The sequence below is a fragment of the Schlesneria paludicola DSM 18645 genome, from assembly GCF_000255655.1.
Taxonomy (GTDB): domain Bacteria; phylum Planctomycetota; class Planctomycetia; order Planctomycetales; family Planctomycetaceae; genus Schlesneria; species Schlesneria paludicola.
The window spans coordinates 1-19,876 of sequence record NZ_JH636438.1; the positions used below are offsets into that span (position 1 = coordinate 1).

The 19,876-nt window shown below is 54.3% G+C and carries 8 protein-coding genes; 4 read left to right on the forward strand and 4 right to left on the reverse strand.

The window, feature by feature from the left end:
• The 4 genes from OSO_RS46960 to OSO_RS0139860 all read left to right on the forward strand — a co-directional run.
• Positions 1 to 1,264: hypothetical protein (locus OSO_RS46960; protein ID WP_040594022.1), on the forward strand; the 1,264-nt coding region annotated here is incomplete at its 5' end.
• Positions 1,261 to 2,691 (forward strand): phage terminase large subunit, encoded by a 1,431-nt coding sequence (terL, locus tag OSO_RS0139830; RefSeq protein ID WP_202800045.1) that lies wholly within the window; start codon positions 1,261 to 1,263, stop codon positions 2,689 to 2,691. The genes OSO_RS46960 and terL, both read left to right, overlap by 4 nt.
• Before the next feature lie 249 nt (positions 2,692 to 2,940).
• A complete protein-coding gene (locus tag OSO_RS0139840; RefSeq protein ID WP_010588281.1) occupies positions 2,941 to 5,772 on the forward strand; it encodes a phage portal protein in 2,832 nt (943 codons plus the stop codon).
• 815 nt (positions 5,773 to 6,587) lie between these two features.
• Positions 6,588 to 7,544, forward strand: coding sequence for an HAD family hydrolase (locus tag OSO_RS0139860; protein ID WP_010588283.1), 957 nt, complete (start codon positions 6,588 to 6,590; stop codon positions 7,542 to 7,544).
• A 38-nt stretch (positions 7,545 to 7,582) separates the two neighbouring features.
• Here OSO_RS0139860 and OSO_RS0139865 read toward each other — a convergent pair whose 3' ends face one another.
• From OSO_RS0139865 to OSO_RS0139885, 4 genes are all read right to left on the reverse strand, one after another.
• Positions 7,583 to 7,885 (reverse strand): hypothetical protein, encoded by a 303-nt coding sequence (locus OSO_RS0139865; protein WP_010588284.1) that lies wholly within the window; start codon positions 7,883 to 7,885, stop codon positions 7,583 to 7,585.
• Between the two features lie 274 nt (positions 7,886 to 8,159).
• Positions 8,160 to 12,797: a BamB-related PQQ repeat family beta-propellar protein gene (locus tag OSO_RS0139875; RefSeq protein ID WP_040594024.1), complete on the reverse strand. Its 4,638-nt coding sequence runs from the start codon at positions 12,795 to 12,797 to the stop codon at positions 8,160 to 8,162.
• Between the two features lie 13 nt (positions 12,798 to 12,810).
• On the reverse strand, positions 12,811 to 12,984 hold the full coding sequence (locus tag OSO_RS51255) for a hypothetical protein (RefSeq protein ID WP_157606233.1): 174 nt from the start codon (positions 12,982 to 12,984) through the stop codon (positions 12,811 to 12,813).
• Between the two features lie 172 nt (positions 12,985 to 13,156).
• Positions 13,157 to 19,255 (reverse strand): cadherin domain-containing protein, encoded by a 6,099-nt coding sequence (locus tag OSO_RS0139885; RefSeq protein ID WP_010588287.1) that lies wholly within the window; start codon positions 19,253 to 19,255, stop codon positions 13,157 to 13,159.
• Positions 19,256 to 19,876: the final 621 nt, after the last annotated feature.

The window sequence follows — 19,876 nt, forward strand, 5'->3', positions numbered from 1 at the left end:
GGTGCCAGCGACTAATGGAGCGTGGACGATCTATAGCGCCTACCTGAATCGCGCGTCTTACTTGAACGCCAGCGGGCTGCAGCGGCTTTGGTACGACCTGCCAAATGACCGGTGGGTGATTTCCGCAGTCCCAGGCACGCTTGGGGCGGCGTACTGGACGACAGCGAGCGGAGCCGGTCCCGATGGCGTTTACACGCCGAATGGAACCGCCACGGGCGTGCCGGATCTTGTCGGATACGGACCCACTGTACTTTCGAATTACCAGCCCAAATTGTCTACCCTGAAGTTCCCCGCGTCGATTGCGGCCGGGGACATCGCCACCGATGCGATTAATGCTGCATCGCTGAAGGCGGACGGCGTGACGAAGATTCAGACAGGTCTTTCAACGAACACGGCGGTTTCTGCAATCAGCACAACGCTTGGCGTTGCAGGAGCGGGACTCACGGCGATCACCGGAAAGACGAATCTGATTCCTGCCAACCCAGCTGAAGCTGGCTCGCAGATGGATCTCGTTGATTCGCCCAATGCGACGGCCCGCACTGCGATCGCAACGACGTTCTGGGGGTTGGATTTCAACGTCGTGCTGAATCTGCCCGGTTCCGTTGGTAACTGGATCATGAGCGGCATCAATCAACTTTGGGGTGGCGTGCAGACAATTGAGGAACGGACCAATCGGTTGCCGGATGCACCAGCGAGTACGACGAACATTGCCGAAGTTGGCTCGGTTGCAACACCGGTGCATGTGAACGTTCAAGACGTTGCGGGAACCGTGTGGTCGGCCGAAAGTCGAACTCTGACCGGAGATATCAGTGTTGATCTCTCCGGAATCCCCCCGTTGTCGATTGTCGTTCCTCAAGCAATTGCCGCTGTTTCACAAGAAGTATTGTTGATCGCAGTAATTCGGGGAGACACATTGCGAGTCTCTCTCCCCCTGGTGGGAAGTCTTGCATCAAGGTTGAAGCTGATACTGACGGTGAAAGCGAACATCAACGACAGCGATCGACAGTCTGTTGTGCAACTCGCAGAGGGTGTCGGACTTGTCCGGCTCAACGGACACGAAGTGGCCTCGCCCGTGGTGGGTGCACTGACTGTTCGCGACGAAGTCACCGGACAGGTGGATTTGGAGCTTGATGCAAGCGTGACAGCACAATTGGCCACGAGTGACTTCGTATGGGACTTGCAGGTTCACTCGGCCAATCTGATTCAGACACCGCTCACTGGAACGATGAGTGTCGTCGCTGACGTGACACAGTCCGTGACGTGAGTAAACGCCCGAATGGAACTCGTGCTGGCCAGAATATGGACGAAGAAAAAGCAAAAACAGAGCCGCCCCTGCCTCACCCGGGACCGCAACAGCAGTTTCTGGCCACCGAGGCGGAGATTGCAATTTATGGAGGTCAAGCTGGTGGTGGAAAAACGTGGGCTCTGCTTGCGGACGCTTTGAGGCATATTGGCAATCCACAGTTCGGTGCGGTGATCTTTCGACGAACGTCAAATCAAATCACGAATGAGGGTGGACTGTGGGATGAATCGATGTTGATCTACCCTCCATATAAGGCGACGCCGAAGCACACGCTGGATTGGAAGTTTCCTAGTGGAGCGAATATTGGATTTCGTCATTTGCAGCATGAACACGACAAGCTGTCATGGCAGGGGGCTCAAATCGCCTTGCTGGGCTTCGACGAACTCACCCACTTCACTGAATCTCAGTTCTTCTATCTGCTGTCACGCAATCGATCTACGTGCGGCATCAAACCGTATGTGCGAGCGACGACCAATCCAACCCCGGCAGATGATCCCATTGGCGGATGGGTGAATCGGTTGATTGCCTGGTGGATTGATCAATCCAGTGGATATGCGATTCCCGAGAGATCAGGGATTGTCAGGTGGTTCATCCGACGACAAGGGGAGCTGATTTGGAGTGAATCCAAAGGCGAATTGATTCGCCGATTTGGTCGAGATGATTTGCCTGAAAACGATGAGCGACAACCTGCTCAGCCGAAATCACTGACATTCATCCCCGCGAAGCTTTCGGACAATCCGACTCTTGTCGAGCGTGATCCTTCGTATCGAGCGAACTTGCTCGCCCTGCCCGATGTCGAACGTGAACGGCTGGCAGAAGGAAACTGGAATGCCAAGGTTCAGTCTGGTCTGTTTTTCAAGGTGGGAAGAGTCGAAATCGTTGAGGCACTGCCCGTTTCCCTACGGATGTGTCGCGCTTGGGATCTGGCTGCGACAGATGGAGCTGGCGATTGGACCGTAGGTGTCAAGTTGGGGCGCGATAGCGATGGCACGTTCTACATTGCAGATATTCAAAGAGGTCAGTGGGAGGCGAGCTATCGCGACTGCGTGATTCGACAGACGGCGGATCTTGATGGAGATTGCGTGATTCGGATACCGCAAGACCCAGCGGCTGCGGGCAAGAGCGAAGCGCAGCGGATGACAATCATGCTTGCCGGCCATCATGTGAAAACGATCCCTGTGACTGGCAACAAGGTGACTCGAGCAACCGGTTTTGCCGCCCAGCTCAATGTCGGCAATGTGAAAATCTTGTCAGGGCCTTGGAATCAAGGGCTGCTGCAAAGACTTGACGCGTTTCCTGCTAAGGGCATGGCGGATGACGAAGTTGATGCTTTGTCCGACGCATTCAACGAACTGACCTCAAAGAAGCGAGTTGTTGTCGGTCTTTAAGACGGTGGGTGACGCGCGGGCAACACGGATGACCAATCGCCGGCCCCTGGTCACACGATCGCGTTGCGTTCCAGCAACGTGAAAACCTCGGGAACGGGTTTCACTGAGACTTGAAAAGGGTGTGACAACGTGAAGGCCAACGGAATCGTCGCCGCCAATTCAACCTGCTGCCAGTGATGGCAGGCGAGCTTTGATTTCGACGTTTCGAGTCTGCGCAGCGCAATGTCGTCGTGAAAGGTGACCTTAAATATGAGTTTGATGAATTGGTTTGCACGATGGACTCGTCGCACTTCGAAATCACTCGGAAGCCTCGGTGTCGGCGTTCGCGCCGCGCTCGGAGGGGCCTCACCTGGCGGATGGGCGTCTGATCATCGAGAGGAAACGGCGCATTATACGGGGTTCAACTACGTTGCCATTCATGCGATCGCCGCGCAGGTTGCAGGGGCAACCGTCACGGTGTTCGCGGATAGTTGCCACCAGGTCCAGCGTCAAGCACGCCGAAAATCGCTTGCGGGACGATGTGGATCATTCAGGCAATGGAAATCGACATATGGAGCCGATGATCGAGAAACGGATTCATTGTCCTCTGAGCATCCGCTGGTTCAATTGCTCAAACGACCGAATCCTTATGAAAGTGGTGCAAGCTTTCGTTACCGGCAAGCTCAACAGATACGTCTGACAGGAACGTGCCTGGTCTGGAATGTTCCGAACAGGGCGGGGATGACTTGCGAGCGGTATGTCATTCCCACGGGTATGGCGTCGCCTGTCAGTCCGACGCAAGAACTTCCTGCGGGAGGCTGGAGGATCAGCCCAGTCGCGTCGCGTTATACGCCCATCGTGGGCGATGGCTTTGTCGACGGTCCAAGCTGGTATCGGATTCTTGGACAGATTGTCGACGCGCGGCAGGTGCAAGTCATTCGTTTGCCACATCCCTGGTATTTGGATGATGGCCAAAGTCCACTCTCGGCCGGAGCGAAATGGGTGGATGCGGGCGAGGCGGTCGACACGGCTCGATTTCACCAATTGCGCAATGGCATTGATCCCTCGATCGTCTGGAACTTGCCCCCCGACGTGTCGCCAGATCAAGACGAGATCGATCGTTTGCAAATGAAGATTAGCTCGAAATATGGCGGCCCGACGAACGTCGGGCGAGTCATGGTGGCTCAGAATGGAACCTCGATTACACCGCTAAGCGTTAGCCCCAAAGAGATGTGTTACTCCGAAGGCTTTCAGGATTTCAAAGCGGCGATTCTGGCTCTTCACCAAACGCCACCCGTGGCTGTCGGTTTGCAAGAACCGGGCGCTTATGCCGCTTACAACGCAAGCATGAAGGCTTGGCGTCATGCGGCGATTCAACCGCTGTGTGACATGATTGCCGAGTCCGAAACAGAGTATCTGGCACCACAATTCGGTGAAGGGCTGACTGTCGAAATCGAATCGGACACGGTTGACGATACGGAGTTGATTGAGCGGCAGTTGCAGAATGACCTTGCGGCAAAGACTCGAACTCGCAACGAATGGCGTGCCGTTCGTGGCATGCCTCCGTTGCCTGGACCATTGGGCGAAGAACTGGTGGGAATTGGAGAAGGCGGCGGGAGTGGAAAGATTCGGCAAAACTCCTCTGAAACCGACGATGTCAATGATCTCGATGACTCGTTTTCCACTTCCGATCGCGATCCAATCAATCGCAACGAGGACAAGAACTCCAGTAAGTCTCAGAGGCTCCAACGCTACGCTGTCTCCGCGGAGATGAAGGCCGAAGTACCGAGACGAATCGTCGACGATCCTGCGTTCGTCCAGATTGATTCGGGCGAGTCAGATGAACGACATCTCGAGATAATTGTCGAAATCCTCTATGGGCGATTCGGCGAGGCTCTGATCCCCTGGCTCGAGGAAACGCCTTCATCGAGCGAAAAGACTTTCGATCCTGAATTGCACCCGCGCGATGAGCGAGGTCGCTTTGTGCATCGTGGTTCGGGAGCAGCCAATGAGGCTGCGTATCAACTCATTTCGAACGTTCTGCGACAGCCCGATTCGGCATTGACTTCTGATCCGAAAATTGCGAATGCACTTTTTCAGTTGTCTCGATCTCAATTGGAGGCATTGCATCGCGAATACGGCGTTGTTCCGCTACCCCGATATCGAGACCACCTGATCGAGAGCGTTCGAGCGCGACTCGATCGTTGGTCTCTCGATCCCGAACCTGAATCGAAGCCCTCCATCAGTGCAACGACTTCGAAGCAAGTGGATGTTTTTATTCAGGAGCCGGATGTCCTCAATCGAATTCTTGGCAGAACGATGGGATCCGAACAGTGGAGTGGCCTTGTGGGGGCACAGCCGGGAGCACGCGTGCATGTTCTTCCTGTTCGAAGTAACCATGCCAAAGTGGTTGTGGAACACCCCGACTATCTTGCGATTCGTCAGATACGCGCGGACTCAATGACCAACGTAAGCCTCAAAGTTCGCTCTGAAGTTCAATCGGAAGGAATCGCGACTCGGATTCTCTCTGAACAAGTTGAAATGGCCGTTGCGCTCAAGTTCGATCGTATTGAAGCATTTGCCGCAGGAAACGGCACAGAGTTGCCTGACGTGATGCCCGACGGTGAAAGAGATGCAGGGTTTTACGCTTGGGCGCGCCTTGGATACGAAGGGAACGTACGGGAGGTCATCGATTCGCGGCAGAACGCAACGGATGAAGAGTTCGCCACGATTGCGGACTTTTATGATCGATTCGGAGATGTCAAGAAGATTTCCGAAATGATGCTGACGCCAGAACGCCGTGAATGGTGGAGGAAGTTTGGCGGGCCTTTTGAGGCGACCTTCGACCTTCGTCGCAATAGCCGGTCGCGGAAAGTCCTCGCTGCCTACGTGGCAGAGAGAGCCGCTCGACCGAAGCTGTCCGAAGGCAAGCAGTGGTTGCCTTCAGACGAGGGCCGCCATCTGGTTTCCGCGAAAATCCAGAATCTCGAATCGGAGTATGAATTGAATGAGACACCCGATCTTCTGACGGCAGATGACGAGGCACTTCTCGACCGGATTTGGGATCGATTTGGTCAAGAAGTGAGTGTCTTCGAGTCATAGATAGATCGTCGATCCGAGACTTTGTCGTCGCGCAATTCTGAGACGCGTGTCGAGATCGCGCGATGGATTTGTCACGAGACCGACGATCAAAACGCGTGCCGATCCCCATGGCCTCCAAAGGCGATTGGCCGCCTGTTGAAAAAAGGGGGCTGGCATATTTTCTCGGGTCATTGGAACCCACTGTGCTTCGACCCGAGAGCCCTTTTCTTTCCCGCGGGAAAATGAGCCAGTCCCTGGACGGTGAACGGTTACGTCTCGTTATTTCAGCAGGCCGTGACGCGTCTGCACGCAACCTCATCGAAACACTTCCGGCAGCAGTGATGCTTGCTTTCCGGATGAATCTCACTGCCGTCTCAACTCAGGAGAATGAATATGTCAACAACTCCCGCCAAGCGAAATTGGATACCATGGTACGCGCTGCCTGTACGTCCGATTTGCGTGGACTGTCAGGTCCCCTGTATCGTCAAACGTACGGAGACGGCTCCAAACGGCCGGCGAATTCAACATCGTTACTGTCCCTTGTGTCATAAGCCCAATAAGACGAGTTATACACCCGACGCTCCTGATTTATTGGCACCCGATTGTCCCTTGGATCAAGAGCGATCGTCGGATTCATCGAGTTGAGTCGAATGTGATTGCGAGCGCACCCTTGCCCGTGCGAGGATAGAATTCTCATGGCTGCCACGCGCCCTGACGCAGTTCAACGAATCGTGCGGACGAAGACGGGATTCAAGAACGTCCATTTTGGAACTTGTGCGAGAGGCAGCGTGATCGGTGTTTTTGTCAAAGCCTGATGTCAGGGCGCTAACAATCCAATGCCTAAAACACTCTTAGAATATGCAGATTGGTTGGCGGAGCGGAAGCTGCTTTGGCCATCGGCACCGAGCCGCGAAACGATCAACGCGACACCTTCCACGAAACCAGTTGAAAACATTCGAGCTGTCACGTGGAGTGCTTACGGCACGCTGCTCAGGATCGCCGATGGCGAACTTTTGTTTCAGCATCCGCAGACGATTCGGATGGAAGTGGCCATCGACAAGACGATTCACGAATTCAATATGTGGAATAGTATGACTCGGCGACCTGGAAAGCCGTCGGATTCGTTCCTGCCCAAATATCGGAATGCACTCGAAGATGAATGCTTAAGGTCAGGGAATCGCAAAGGCGATATCCCAGAAGTTGACTCGGCCCACGTGTGGAAGAAGATGCTCGGCCTGCTCAATAAAAAAGACTACCAATACGACGAATCGTTTTATGGTGAGCTGAACGCCTTCTCCGAGAAGATCGCCTATTTTTTTCACAGCTCGTTGCAGGGAGTGGAAGCATTGCCTCATGCCTTGTCGACGCTCACAATTCTGGCTGGGGCGGGATTTCGCCAAGCGGTCCTCGACAACGCTCAGTGCTTTACACTTGTCCAATTGACCCGAGCATTGCGCGCTCAAGGTGCATTGGCAGACGTCAGAGATCTCTTGCCAGACTCTCTGAATGCCATGTCGTACGAATGGGGGATTCGAAAGCCATCCGTGTCCCTTTACGCACAGTCGATCCTGCGATTCAACCAGATCGGGATCGAACCGAACCAGGTTCTGCATGTTGGTACACGAATGCAGGGCGACTTGGCCGTCGCGAAATCTTGCGGCTTTCGAACCGTCCTCTATGCCGGCGAAAAGCTAAGTCTTCAGGCTTCGCTCGAAGAATTGAAGAATCCTGCAATCCGACCGGACCGATTGATCACCGATCTGATCCAGCTTCGTGACATTCTTCAATGCTAGCCGTTTGAAATTTCTATCGAAAAGCGAGTTTCTCACCCCTACTTCGGTTTGCAGGGATGCATGACGACATGATTGATCACTTGCACGCCTGCAATCTCTTGCACGAGATCACAGAGGTCGATTCCTTCTTCGTTCGTTTCCAGCAGCCCTTCCAGGCAGACACCCTGTGCGCATTGATGAACTGACAGCCTGGCGAACTTCAGTCCAGGAACGGTTTGCAGGCCGCGCTGGATCAGACACTCCAACTCGTGGCGACCAGGCAATGGTGTGGAGGCGGATTGAACTGGCAACGTCGAATCGAGGGATTGATTTTCGCTGATTGTGGTTGAACGCTGTGTCATCCGAGTCTTCCTTTTCTCTACGTGAAGAGTGCGTCAAGCGATTCTGGCCTGGATAACGCAATGCCACGCTCGAATGTCGAACTCCAGACGACGAGCGGGGAGACTTCGTTCGTTTGGATGCGACGGTGGAAATGAAATCGATTTTTCTGTTCCAGGAGAATCGAACCACTGTTGAGTGTAGCCGTCACAGGTCCAAATTCGAACGCATTTCCTGTACGCGTCGCCAGAATTAGCAAATCCGAAACGTCCCGCGATATAGGGGCATTGCGGGCTATCACCGAACGTCGTCGGTGGTTTTCGAGATCCCGGACCGTAGTCCAATGAGACTGCGGCGTGTCGCGAGAATCCCGAGACCATTCTGATTCACGATGAAGTGTGTTGGCTCAGAGTCGGTACGGATTTTTTGCAATGGAATTCCGGTGTTCGCGTCGCACAGCCAGGCAAAGTGCCGTTCATGTGCACTTTCTCTGGCAGGCCAGGTGGCGACGACGGATCGGCCAGACGATGTCCGCAAGTTGCCTTCTGAGACTTCAGCCTGGGCTGGAGCTTTGCGAGTTGCTTGGACGAGCACGGTCTTCCATTGCGCCGATGAACTGCCAAGGTACGTTTCGAAGGTGATTGTGCCGGTCCTAAGCGAGATCGAGCGAAGAAGACCTTGAGACGCTACAAATATTTGGCCTTCGTTGAGTGCAACTTGTCGCGGAGGGTCCTGCAAAGGAAATTCCGCGAGCGACGTCATCCACCTGCGAGTTCCATCGGCAGGATCGAGAGAGATCAGTTGTGAATTGTCCGCGATGACAAACAATCGGTCCTCGTCCGCAAACGCGTAAGGCTCGCCGAAGGCATACGCAAAATCACGGCTGATCCACGAGGCCGATGTCGATGGCCGATGAGAATTGTTGCCTTGCCGGGTTGCGTCTGATCGCAATGACAATGGATCGATTTGATATCCCGCAATGCGATGTTCCGACATCGAGGCAACCAGCGTGTTCTGCAGGCAAATTGGCGATCTTGACCAGATGTCGCCTCCTTGCGAAAGCGTGTTGACACTCCAAGTTTTCATGGGTGACTGAGCGATTGCGGCCCAGGCGCGGGTGGGTTCAATCGTCTGCATCGCGATCAATGTCGTGCTTTCGCCACGACTGAGCACTTGATGAGCGGTCGAGCGTGGGCCCTGCGAATGTTGATCGGCGACTTGCGAAAGATTGACAATTCCCACCACATGATGCAGGTGTCCAGGTGGCTTCAATCGCGCTGTCAATTGACCCGTTTCAGGGGCAAAAAGTTCCAGTCCCAATTCGGGACTAAACGTCCCAGGCCAAACCGTGATCTCCGATTGTTCGACGACGATGGGCTCGATTGAACTCGGTACAACGAATTCCCAGACCCTGTCTCCGCGATCAGCTGTTCGTGCCTGCCATCCGTGCTGCGTTGCAATCAGCAAGTGGAAGGGGGACCAGACCGCCTTGTGAATGGGATCGGGGGCTGTCTCTTCCCAGCGTATCCGTCCCGTCTTCCAATCATGACACCGCCAGGACCATGTGTTGGGGGTTTTGGGGTGAGGAGTGCAGATCAGGACGGCGGCAAGTTCATCGGTGATTGGCTGGCGTTCGGGAACCACGATCAGGCTATCTGGTGCCAGCGATTCGGACCACACTCTCTCGATTGGTGCGGGGGCAATGAATTCGGAATCATTTGAAGCCGTGAGGTGCGATTTGACCAATTCCGGCAGGTCATGCGTCGTCCCCGAGTACGTGACGCGTTTCGATGAAGGTCGCGACGCCAACGATTGCCAAAGGGAATTGCGGACGTGTGTTGCCTTTGTGGGCGTGAGCAGTTCGATCATGGACAGTGTGGCGTCGATCACCACATCGTCACTCGCTGCATCGCGACGCAGTGCTTCAAGCACGGCGCATGCTTCGAAGATGTCGCCCGACTTGTGGTAGGATTCGACCAATTGCTGTCGCGCTTTCGCCGCCGCCTCGGCGTGAGGGTATCTCGCGATGAGGCGCTTCAATCCAGCGGTGTCAGACGGACCTTGTAATTCTTGGAGCTCCTGGTTCGCCATCGATTCAATTGCGTGGTAGGGCTGCGTCCCCAATTTCTGGAGCATGTTTTCGATGCCTGTCACGGCATCGTATCTGGCTGTCTGATTGACGCGCCATCTCGATCCCATCGTTTCGTCGAGGATGATTTGTTGCAGATGTGCCAGAGCTTGTTCCGTCTGCCCTAATGACGCTTCGACTTCTGCAACTTTGAAGAGCAGTTCCATTTTCGACTGGGGCAGATCCGTGACCGCCAGAGCCTCGTTCCAGTCATCACGTGCTTCAGGCAATTTGGCGGCAAGCAGATTGGCGTCTCCGCTTTTGAGCAACGTTTTCGAAAACTTCCGTCGGACTAGCTCGTCACTTTCGGATGTCGGATCAATGGTGCCCAGCAGCCTTCGAAAGTCGGCTTTGGCTTCATCGAACTGTCCATCGATTCCCGCAAGCTCTGCTCGTTGCACTGACAGTGCGGGGTCATTGGGGCGCGCAGTCAGTTCTGCGTCAATCCGCTGCTTGATTGCGCTAAATTCGCCGTACGCTGCCAGCCGATTGGGTTGGGCGACGAGTAGCACGCCTCCCGATAATGCCAGGTTGCCGCCCCGCTGATCGGAATCAGGAGTCTTCATGGGAATTGACTGCAACTGGACACCCGTCTTGGGGTCGAACACATCGATCGATTCGCGTAGAGGCACGAGAATTTGGTGGTCACTCACTAAGCCCCGTCCGAATCCAGGTTTCAAGCCGTGACCACCGGATCGGGCGGACCATGCGATTTGTCCGGTTTCGATATCGATCGCCATCAAGGAATTCCCACCTGCGATCAACCGCCCTTGCGTACCACCACGAACGATTCCGAGCAAATGCCACCACTCGCGACTTTGAAGTTGTGATTCCTGACGACTTCGTTGCAGCGTTTCAGGAATTCCTGCAGCCGTCTCTTGTGCGTAGGGAAATTGCCATTGAATGTGGCCCGAGTCGGCTTCGATGCAGAATCCCGACGTCGAGTCATTCGGTGCCACGAACAAGAGTCCGGCGTGATAGATCGCGGGAATCAGCGACGCCTTGCGTCGGAAGTCGCGCGGCAAAGTCAGCAATTCGTCGGTGCGACTTTCGTAGGAAAGCGCCCATTCAAGTCGACCGTCTTGAGCATCCAGCGCCACAATTGCGCCCGCGTCAGTAGACAGGAAGAGGCGCCCTCCGCCGGACGTCAACAACAAGTGGCTGATTCTGTTCTGGCTGTCTTCCACGCTTGTGCGGAAGGAACCGACAGGGCGTTTCCACAATAAACGTCCATCGTCGGCATCCACACAAACCACCATCAGTTCCAATTGGGGGTGACGGCGACAGACAACGAAGTACGCCCGCCCAGAAACAATGATTGGCGAACCTTCGTACTGCCAGGAGTCGTCATCAACAAACAGATCGTCTGCCGTCAACTTCCACAGCAACTTTCCTTCTTGATTGAGATCAAGGCAAACAAGCTCAGAGGCGCGCGCAGGCCGCAATTCTGACGTCGATGGACACGTCACGGGCGATCCCATTCTTGCGTACAGCCGTCCTTCGTCAATTGTCATCGTATAGTGCGGGGTGCCAACGCAGTTTCGTTCTGTGACGACGGCGCGATCATCCAAGGACGAGGAATAAATTGCCGCGGGATCACGCCCCTCGGACTGCCACGCGGGTTCACCGGTCAAAAGATTCCAGGCACGGATCGTGTTCGCGTCGTTGAGGAGTACGATTTTGTCATGTCGTTGATCGAAGACGACAGGGTGATAACTGAGTGGTTCGGCGGGAAACGGCAGCTTGTCATTCACTTGTGGCAGAAAGCTAATCGGCAATGGATGAACCCAGCGGATCGCGCCGACATCAATTGAATCGCCGATCTCTCGACAACGCGCGGCTGACTCGCCGAATGTTCTGACTTCTGCAGCCGATTGATTCGGTGTCCATCCCTTCGAGCTTTCAAATGTCTGTCGCAGAATTTCCGCGAACCGCCCATCTTGCCCTGCGATCCGGCCCTCAGCGAGCGGATACCGCGTCGCAAACTGTTCCAATTCATCGGCCGCACGATTGGATTCTTTTGCCAGGATTGCGCACATGACAATCCGCGCCAGAACGGTCGGCTGGTCCGCCTCTGAATCCGGATATCGTAGTACGGTTGGCAGCCGGCTTGCATCGGCGCGGTCAGGCAATGGAATCAGTTGTTCCCACCACATCCGCGCCGCAGAAAAATCGCCGCGGTCCCATGCGACTTCTCCGAGTGCAAGGAGAGCATCATCTCCGTAACTGCTGAGAAAAGCCTGTCGTACAATCTTGAGTAGCTCGGCTTCATCACGCGAGCGTTGCCAGCTTTCGAACCAGCGCCTTGCCTGTGCATCCGTCTTCTGCCGATAGGCCGTTCGGCCCACGTCTGGAATGCGCGACAGCAACACGTTGCAGCGAGTGGCCACATTTAAGTAAGTCGCAATCCCCCCCTGTTGCCCAGGCTGGACGAGCACAAGTGACTTGTTTTCCGCCTGCGCGAGCTCTTGCAGGATTCGAATCGCTTCCGTCCAGCGCGATTCTGACAGCAGGTCTTCAATCGTCCCGAAGAGTTTTGGCAGATTGTTGTCCGCTGGAAGTGAAACGTTCTCACGAAAGGGGCGTTTGATGATGCGTGGCTGCCCAGTCGCTGCCGGTGGCTGTCCAGAGATTGTCGATGAAACAGAGGCACCCAACAACAGGCATATTGCCAGCGTCAACGATCGTCGATTCTCACGCACCAGGAGACTCAACCAGTAGTGATCACGCGAGTTGGCACGTTCCATTGAAGTCATTGTCGCTTCGTTACTGGGGGGGCGTACTGGGGGCCATGAAACCGGATTCATGCTCAACTCTCCGTCAGGTTGATTCTCGCAATCGAGTTCCAATCCAGAACAGGATTGCCGCAGTCCCCAGCAATCCAGGCATCCAGATCAATTTGAAGCCAAACTGAATTTGCCACCACGAAATCAACGGTGTGATGGTGAGAACAATGAATTGCAGCGAGAAACCAATTGTTTGCTTCAGACGCATTGTAGTGCCGGTTCGGTGGAAGATGTTGATCCGACACGATTTTGATGGCTCCGAGTCCCGTTGTCTGCTCTGGCTCCAGACATTTTTTCGCAGGTGGTCAAGTAAAAATGGCCCGGCCGCCCTCAAGAGAGCAACCGGGCCACGGGATTTGGTTCAAGCGTCGGGCCTGTTCCTAAGGGTTGATGGAGATGTTCTGCGAGACCACGTTGCTTGTCGCTTTTCCGTCGGTGACCTGGAAATTGAGGGTCTTTGTCGTAGCAGCCGATCCACCATAGAGATACTTCACAGACTGAATAGCCGCACGATAATTCGAGACCGTGTCCGTTCCCGTCAAAGTGAGGGTTCCCGTTTGGGGATCGAATGTTCCTTGGATCTTTGCCGTATTAACGAACGACAAGATATCAACCCCTCGCTGATAGTTGACGGAGATCTTGATGGTTGCTCCCGCCAAGAAATCGTCATCTGGATCGGTCACCGTTGCCGTTGGCGCAACTGCAACGGCTCCGCCACCAATCTTGTATGCAACGGGCGATGACGAATTGGTTTGGATCACCGGCGGATCATTGACGGCTTGAACAGTCACAATCTGTGTTGCCGTATTGCTCGCCACCAGGCCATCGTTGACTGTGATCGAGATCGTCCGAGGCAACGTTGTCGGTGCGGTTCGAAGGTTCGAGTACCGGACTGATCGCAGTGCGGCTTGATAGTTGACGGCCGTGTCCTTGCCGCTCAGGGTCAGGGTGCCCGTCGTGCTGTCGTAAACACCATTGATGTTTCCAATCTTGCTGTAGAGCAAGGCTTCCTGTACGAGCTGCGCATTGGCCGTAATCTTGACGACGGCTCCAATCATGTAGGGGCTGTCTTCATCCTTGATCGTCAAGCCGGGAACGATGGCGACGGAACCGCCCTTCTCGACAAAGCTCGTGGCGCCAGAGCTATTGGTCAACAGAGTTGGAGCGACGTTCGTCGTCCGAATCTGCATATCTCGACTGACCGCGTTGCTTGGGACATCGGTCGTGTCGGTCACCTTGAACGTGATCGTCCGGGTCGCGACGTTCGGTGAGGACTTGGAGTTATTGTAAATAATCGATCGCAGGGCGGCCTGGTAGTTCGCCACCGTGTCAGTGCCAGTGAGCGTCAAGACGCCTGTCGCAGAATCCCAGGACGCCGTGATTTTCGGATTGGTGCCGCCCAGCGTCAGTTTGTCTTCAGTCGAAATATAGTTCTTCGTAATCTGAATCGTGGCGCCCTTGAGTTGCGGGCTGTCATTGTCGGCAACCGTGATCGTTGATGACACGAATGGTGCTGGGGTGTTGGGGTCGTTCAGCTTAAAAATTTGCGGAATCGATTCGATTCCGGCGAGCACTGACGGTGCATTGATTTTTGTAATCTGCACCGCACGGCTGACGGAGTTGCTCACCAGACCGGTTTGGTCGGTGATTGTTGCCGTGATCGTTCGATTTGGTGGATTCGGAGCATTGAACGAATTCGAGAACGTGACCGAGCGCAGTGCGACGCGATAGTTGCTGAATGAATCAACGCCCGTCAGCGTCAATGTTCCAGTCGCCGCGTTCCACGATGCCGTAATCTTTGCCGTATTGACGAAGTTCAGCTTGTCGATTGCTCCCTGGGCGTTGTAGTTGCCACTGATCTTGATCGTCGCGCCCATGGCATTGGGGGTTTCCGGATCAGTCACAGACATGTTCGGGAAGACCGCGACTGGGGTGGAACCCTCGGTGTAAACCAAGGTTGTGGTATCCGTGGTTGAAGCGACGGGAGGCTGCTCAACGGGAATCGTCTTGATATCCCGACTTTGCACGTTACTCAACAATCCACCAGCGTCCGTCACACTGAACGCCACCGTTCGCGTTGCCAGTGAGGGATTCGGATGCAGGTCGTAGTACTTAACGGTCCGCAGGGCCGCCGTGTAGTTGGCGACGGTGTCCGTTCCAGTCAATGTCAGCGTTCCGGTAACGTCATTAAAGCTCCCCGTGATTTTCGCCGTATTGGTAAATAGCAGGAAGTCTTGATAACGAATGTAGTTCCCTGTGATTTTGATCGTGGCCGACTGCAAATTCGCGTTGAATGGATCGGTGACTTGAATGGTCGCCGAGACGGGAACTTGCGTTCGTTCGGTATAGTCCAGCATCGTGGATTCAATTCCAGAGATCTGGACGACCTTGATATTGATTGTGGTCGTGAATGTGTTGCTGTTTGGATTGGTTGCTGACCCATCACTGACGACGAAGCTGACGGTTCTGCTGGTAGTTGTGAGAGTCGTCAGGCTGTTTGTGAACGTCACCGCCCGCAATGCGGCCTGCCACTGCGCCAGTGTTGCCGTTCCCCCCGATGAGGTCAGCTTCAGGATTCCGCTGGCATTGCTCACGATGGAAATGTTGCCCATCGTGGACCCATTGAGCACAAGGCCCAACTGATCTCCCGTCGTGAATCCCGTGAGGGTGATCGTAGCGTTCGACAGCGTGGTGTTATCGACGTCATTCACCGTGATCTGCGGATTGATTGCCAAAGTACCGGCACTGAGGCCGTAGCTGAGTGCGCTCAATGAGGATGCCAGAACCGGAGCGTCGTTGACCGCCGTCAGCTTGATATCGCGCTTCACCGTATTGCTGTCGAGGTTCTGCTCGTCACGAATCGTAAAGCTGACGGTGCGTGACGTCGTATTGGGATTCGATGACAGGTTCTTGTAGGTCACCGACCGGATCGCGGCCTGATAGTCACTAAGGCTGGCGATTCCCGACAACGTCAAGGTGCCGGAACTGGCGTTCCATGAACCGGTAATCGACGCCGTATTCGTAAACAAGAGCTGGTCTTGTCCATTCAGGTAGTTGCTCGTGATCTGAATCACGGCTTGCTTGGCGTTGCTGCTGTCAATATCGCTTGCGACGATCGCTCCTGTCAGAACGGTTGTGTTCTTCTCGGTATAGGCCAGCGGTGTGGTTTCAATTCCACTCAAGACAGGTGCAACATTGATGTGAGTGAGCTGAACCGTGATCGTTGCCGTGTCACCCAGGCTCGGTGACTGGCCGTCAACCACGAGCACCTTCAACGTATATGACTTGGTGTCCTTGTAATTGAAACTTGCCGTTTTGACTTTGATCTCGCCTGTGCTGGGGTCAATCATGAATACGTTTGCGGGACTCGCGCCCGAAATGGAATCGCTAGTGACACCGAGGATGGAATAAGTAAATGGCGTCGTTCCACCGGTCGCGACCAGTTTCGTGACAACACTGCCGATCGCTGCGGTGTCGGCGAGCGGGACCGTTTTATCCGCCAATTGCGGTTCTGACTTGTCCAGCAATTGAATCGTGACGTCGCCGGTGGCCGACTTCGAAGGGGATCCATTGTCGGAGACAGTGACCTTCAAGAGGTAGCTTGACTTGGTCGCGAAGTCGATCAAGCCAGGGTCGTTGACGGTAATGTTGCCGGTTCTCGAATCGATCGAGAACGCGCCTGATGAATTGCCGTCAACAATGGTGTAGGTCAATGTTTGCGCCGGACGATCGACGTCAATTGCTGTGACCTTGCCAACGAGTGTGCCTTTAAGGCTATGCTCGGCAACCGACAACGTTTGCGTCGGTACAGTTGGAGCATCGTTAAGGTCATTCAGGTTGATCGTGATATTCGCCTGCGTCGTCGTCGCAGGTGAACCTGAATCCGTCGCGCTGACGATCAAGGTGAAGATTGGAGTGGTCTCGAAGTCGAGAGCCGCTGAGTTGTTGACCTTGATCTGACCTTGGGCATTGATCGAGAAAGCGTTCCCGACGTTTCCACCGGTGATTTGGAATGTCGCAGTTTGGACTGGTCCATTCAGATTGTCAGGATCGTCCGTAAGAATTGTTCCAACGGTTGTCCCGTTCGCGCTGTTCTCGTTGACCGTAAACGACTGATTGGCGATTGTGATCTGTTCATTCACATCGACAACGTTGATCGTGTACTGCGCCGAAGTCGAAAGCGCGGGGCTGCCGTTGTCTGTGGCTTTGATCGTCAGGACGAACTGTTTGTGGAGTTCGTAGTCGATCGCGTTCGGGGTCAACACGGCGATACGCCAAATCGTCGGATGGAGCGGATCGTCTGGGATCAGTTGGAATGCGTTGTCCAAGTTTCCGTCGACAATCGTCATTGATGAAAATCGGTTGTTCGTTTCACCAACCGTTGCTGCGATGTTGATGATCGATTGGCCAACAGCAAGGGGATTGGCCGCAGTGCTTTCCACCGTTGTGGCCGTACCCGGCTGCATCGTCGGCGGCTTTTCGTTGACATTAATGAGCTTAATCAGAACCGTCGCGTTGCCGGATGTTGCGGCATCACCGCGGTCAACAGCCTTGACGACGAGCGAAAATGTGGGCTGATTCTCGAAGTCGAGCAGCACGCTATTCTTCAGATTCGAATCACTGAGGATCGGTTCGTTCTTGACCTTAATGACGCCGGTCTTGGGATCAATCGTGAAAATGTTGTCGTACGTTTTTGTGACCAGCGTCCCGTTTGGATTGGTCTTGAGTGACCCATCGTCATTCCTGACTGGTATTGTCACGCGATTTCCGCTGACGATCGAGTAGACCAGTTCTCCCAGTCCATTCGGTTTTTGCAAATCAGGGTCGTTGGCGATCACTGTGCCAACAATCGTGCCGTCCGCGGAATTCTCGGGCAGGTTGAAGACTTGACCGCTAGGAACCGTCGTATTTTCGTTGAGATCGATTACGTTGATGTTCAGCGTTGCGATCGTCGTCAAAGGCTGGACGTTTTGAACGGCGAAAACCAAACGATCAGAATCGGGATTGTCATCCATGACAGCGATCTGAAGGCTGAAGACATTCTGCAGTTCAAAGTTCAAGCCGAGTTGATTCTTGACGTAAACGGCACCTGTGTTCGGATCGATGCCAAACACGTCAACGATATCGGTCGATGTGTCGTTGGCTGGCTTGGTCGGGTCGTGATAGGTATTGCCGCCGACGATGTAGAAGCTATTTCGCTGTTGTGGTTCGGACGGATCGAATGGAACAAAAGTGTTCGCATCGGTCCAATAGCCTGATGCGGCAATGCGATTTGGCGTGTTTGTAAAGTTGGGATACCCATTGACCAATTGGAAGTAGCCAAGGATCAACCCGGGTGGGCTATTCTCGTTGACGCTGAGTGACTTTGTTGATTTCGAGACATCCGGCGGAGTCTCGCCGACGTCGCGTAGCCGGATATAAATATGCGATCCTTCGGTGATTGATTGCGCACCCGTGAACGGATCAAACTGAGTTGTACTCGACGAGGCGCCTTGTCGATCGGTGAACTTGACGCGGACATCAAGTATGACATCCGGGAAAGTCACGTGGATGTTCGGAGCCTCACCCAGATTTCCGATGACATTGGCCGTATCCCCCGCTTTGGCGCGGGCCTCATAGTCCAGGAATGTCGGATCGATGACATAGATGGCACCCGTGAAGGGATCGATTGAGAAGGCGGGATGGTCGGCGTCGAATCCAGGTACGGGGCCCACAAACTCATAAGTTCCGACGACCAAACCTGTCACCGGGTCATTGTCAAAAGCATCTTGATCAAATGCTGTCACGCCGTTGAAGCCGCCCGGTACCGTCGCCTGAATGCGTGCTCCATACGCACTATTTTCGTTGATTTGAAGAACATTGAGCGCCGACTTCGGCAGGTTCGGGATAGAGGGGTTCGGTAACGTTGGGTTCATGATGTCGGTGTACGGCCACTGGGGGATGATTGGGACGTGATTGACCCCTCCCAAAAGCTGGACCGTAATCGTGGTTGTCGCCGTTGCCGGGGTCGGCAGTGCGTTGTCTGTCGCGGTAAGAGTGAGTGTGAATGTGGGATTGGCGCGAAGAACCAGATCACCAGGATCGGTGATGTACAATTGGTCTCGGCCATTCACAACTCGAACACCGAAGGGAAGATTCCCATCTTTGTTGACGTCGGTATTGCCGCCAGTAATCGTCATGTTCCCCGGCGTATAGCTGGCGACAGGGGCTGTCCCCGTCGTGCTGACAGGAATACTCGTGATCGCTTGACCGAGCATCGATTGATTGAACGTGGGATAGGGAAACTGCGAAGTCGTTTCTGAAATCAAATAGGGAGCATCGAATTTAGGGAGTACCGGCGTCAGCATACGACGTTGTTCGAGCAATTCGACGATCGACGCGACGTTCGTATCGGCTTGCCGTCGATGTCGGCGACGCGATGCGGTTCGGGTGGCGGAAATTCGTGCAACAAGTGAGGTCAGCCATGAACTGAGGACCATGTGTATTCCCTGCGGATTTGAATCAGGACGAACTGTCTGAATGAAAAAACCACGTTTTGCCCAGAGAGAGCGCTCCGAGTCCACGCCGACCAAGTCCAAGTGGCCGAGTCTTTGCATCCGGCGTCTTGCCTGATGATCACCTAGGGTTTAGGAAACCCGAAGCAATGAATGAATTGAGAGGTTGGCTTAAGCAGGTTAAACGGGTTGGATGAGTCCTCGCAAGCGGTGACTTTTCAATTTTTGACAATTTGACTGATTTGTTTGATTTTTCATTTTTCGGAGAATGCTTCGAGTGCCGCTCAGTGTCATCTGTGCATTTGTACAAATTGGTTAAGTCGGATTGTCCGTTGCGTTATTGCTGTCTAGGGATTGAAAACGATACGAAGACTGTTCAAGTGAGTTGATGGGACGGAGTTGCTTTCTTTCCCCCGACTTCCGATGGTCACGAGTCGAGGCTCTTCTTCATCACTTTCGATCTCGCCGTCTGCGAATGGCGTACGCAAAACCGTTCGATCGATGGCCGTCGCCACGTTCGATAGAGTGGATCACGTGTTGCGCAGGCGTCGCAACGTCATGGCCTCAATCTGCTGTGTGCAGCGGCATCGCCGTTTGCCAAGTTTT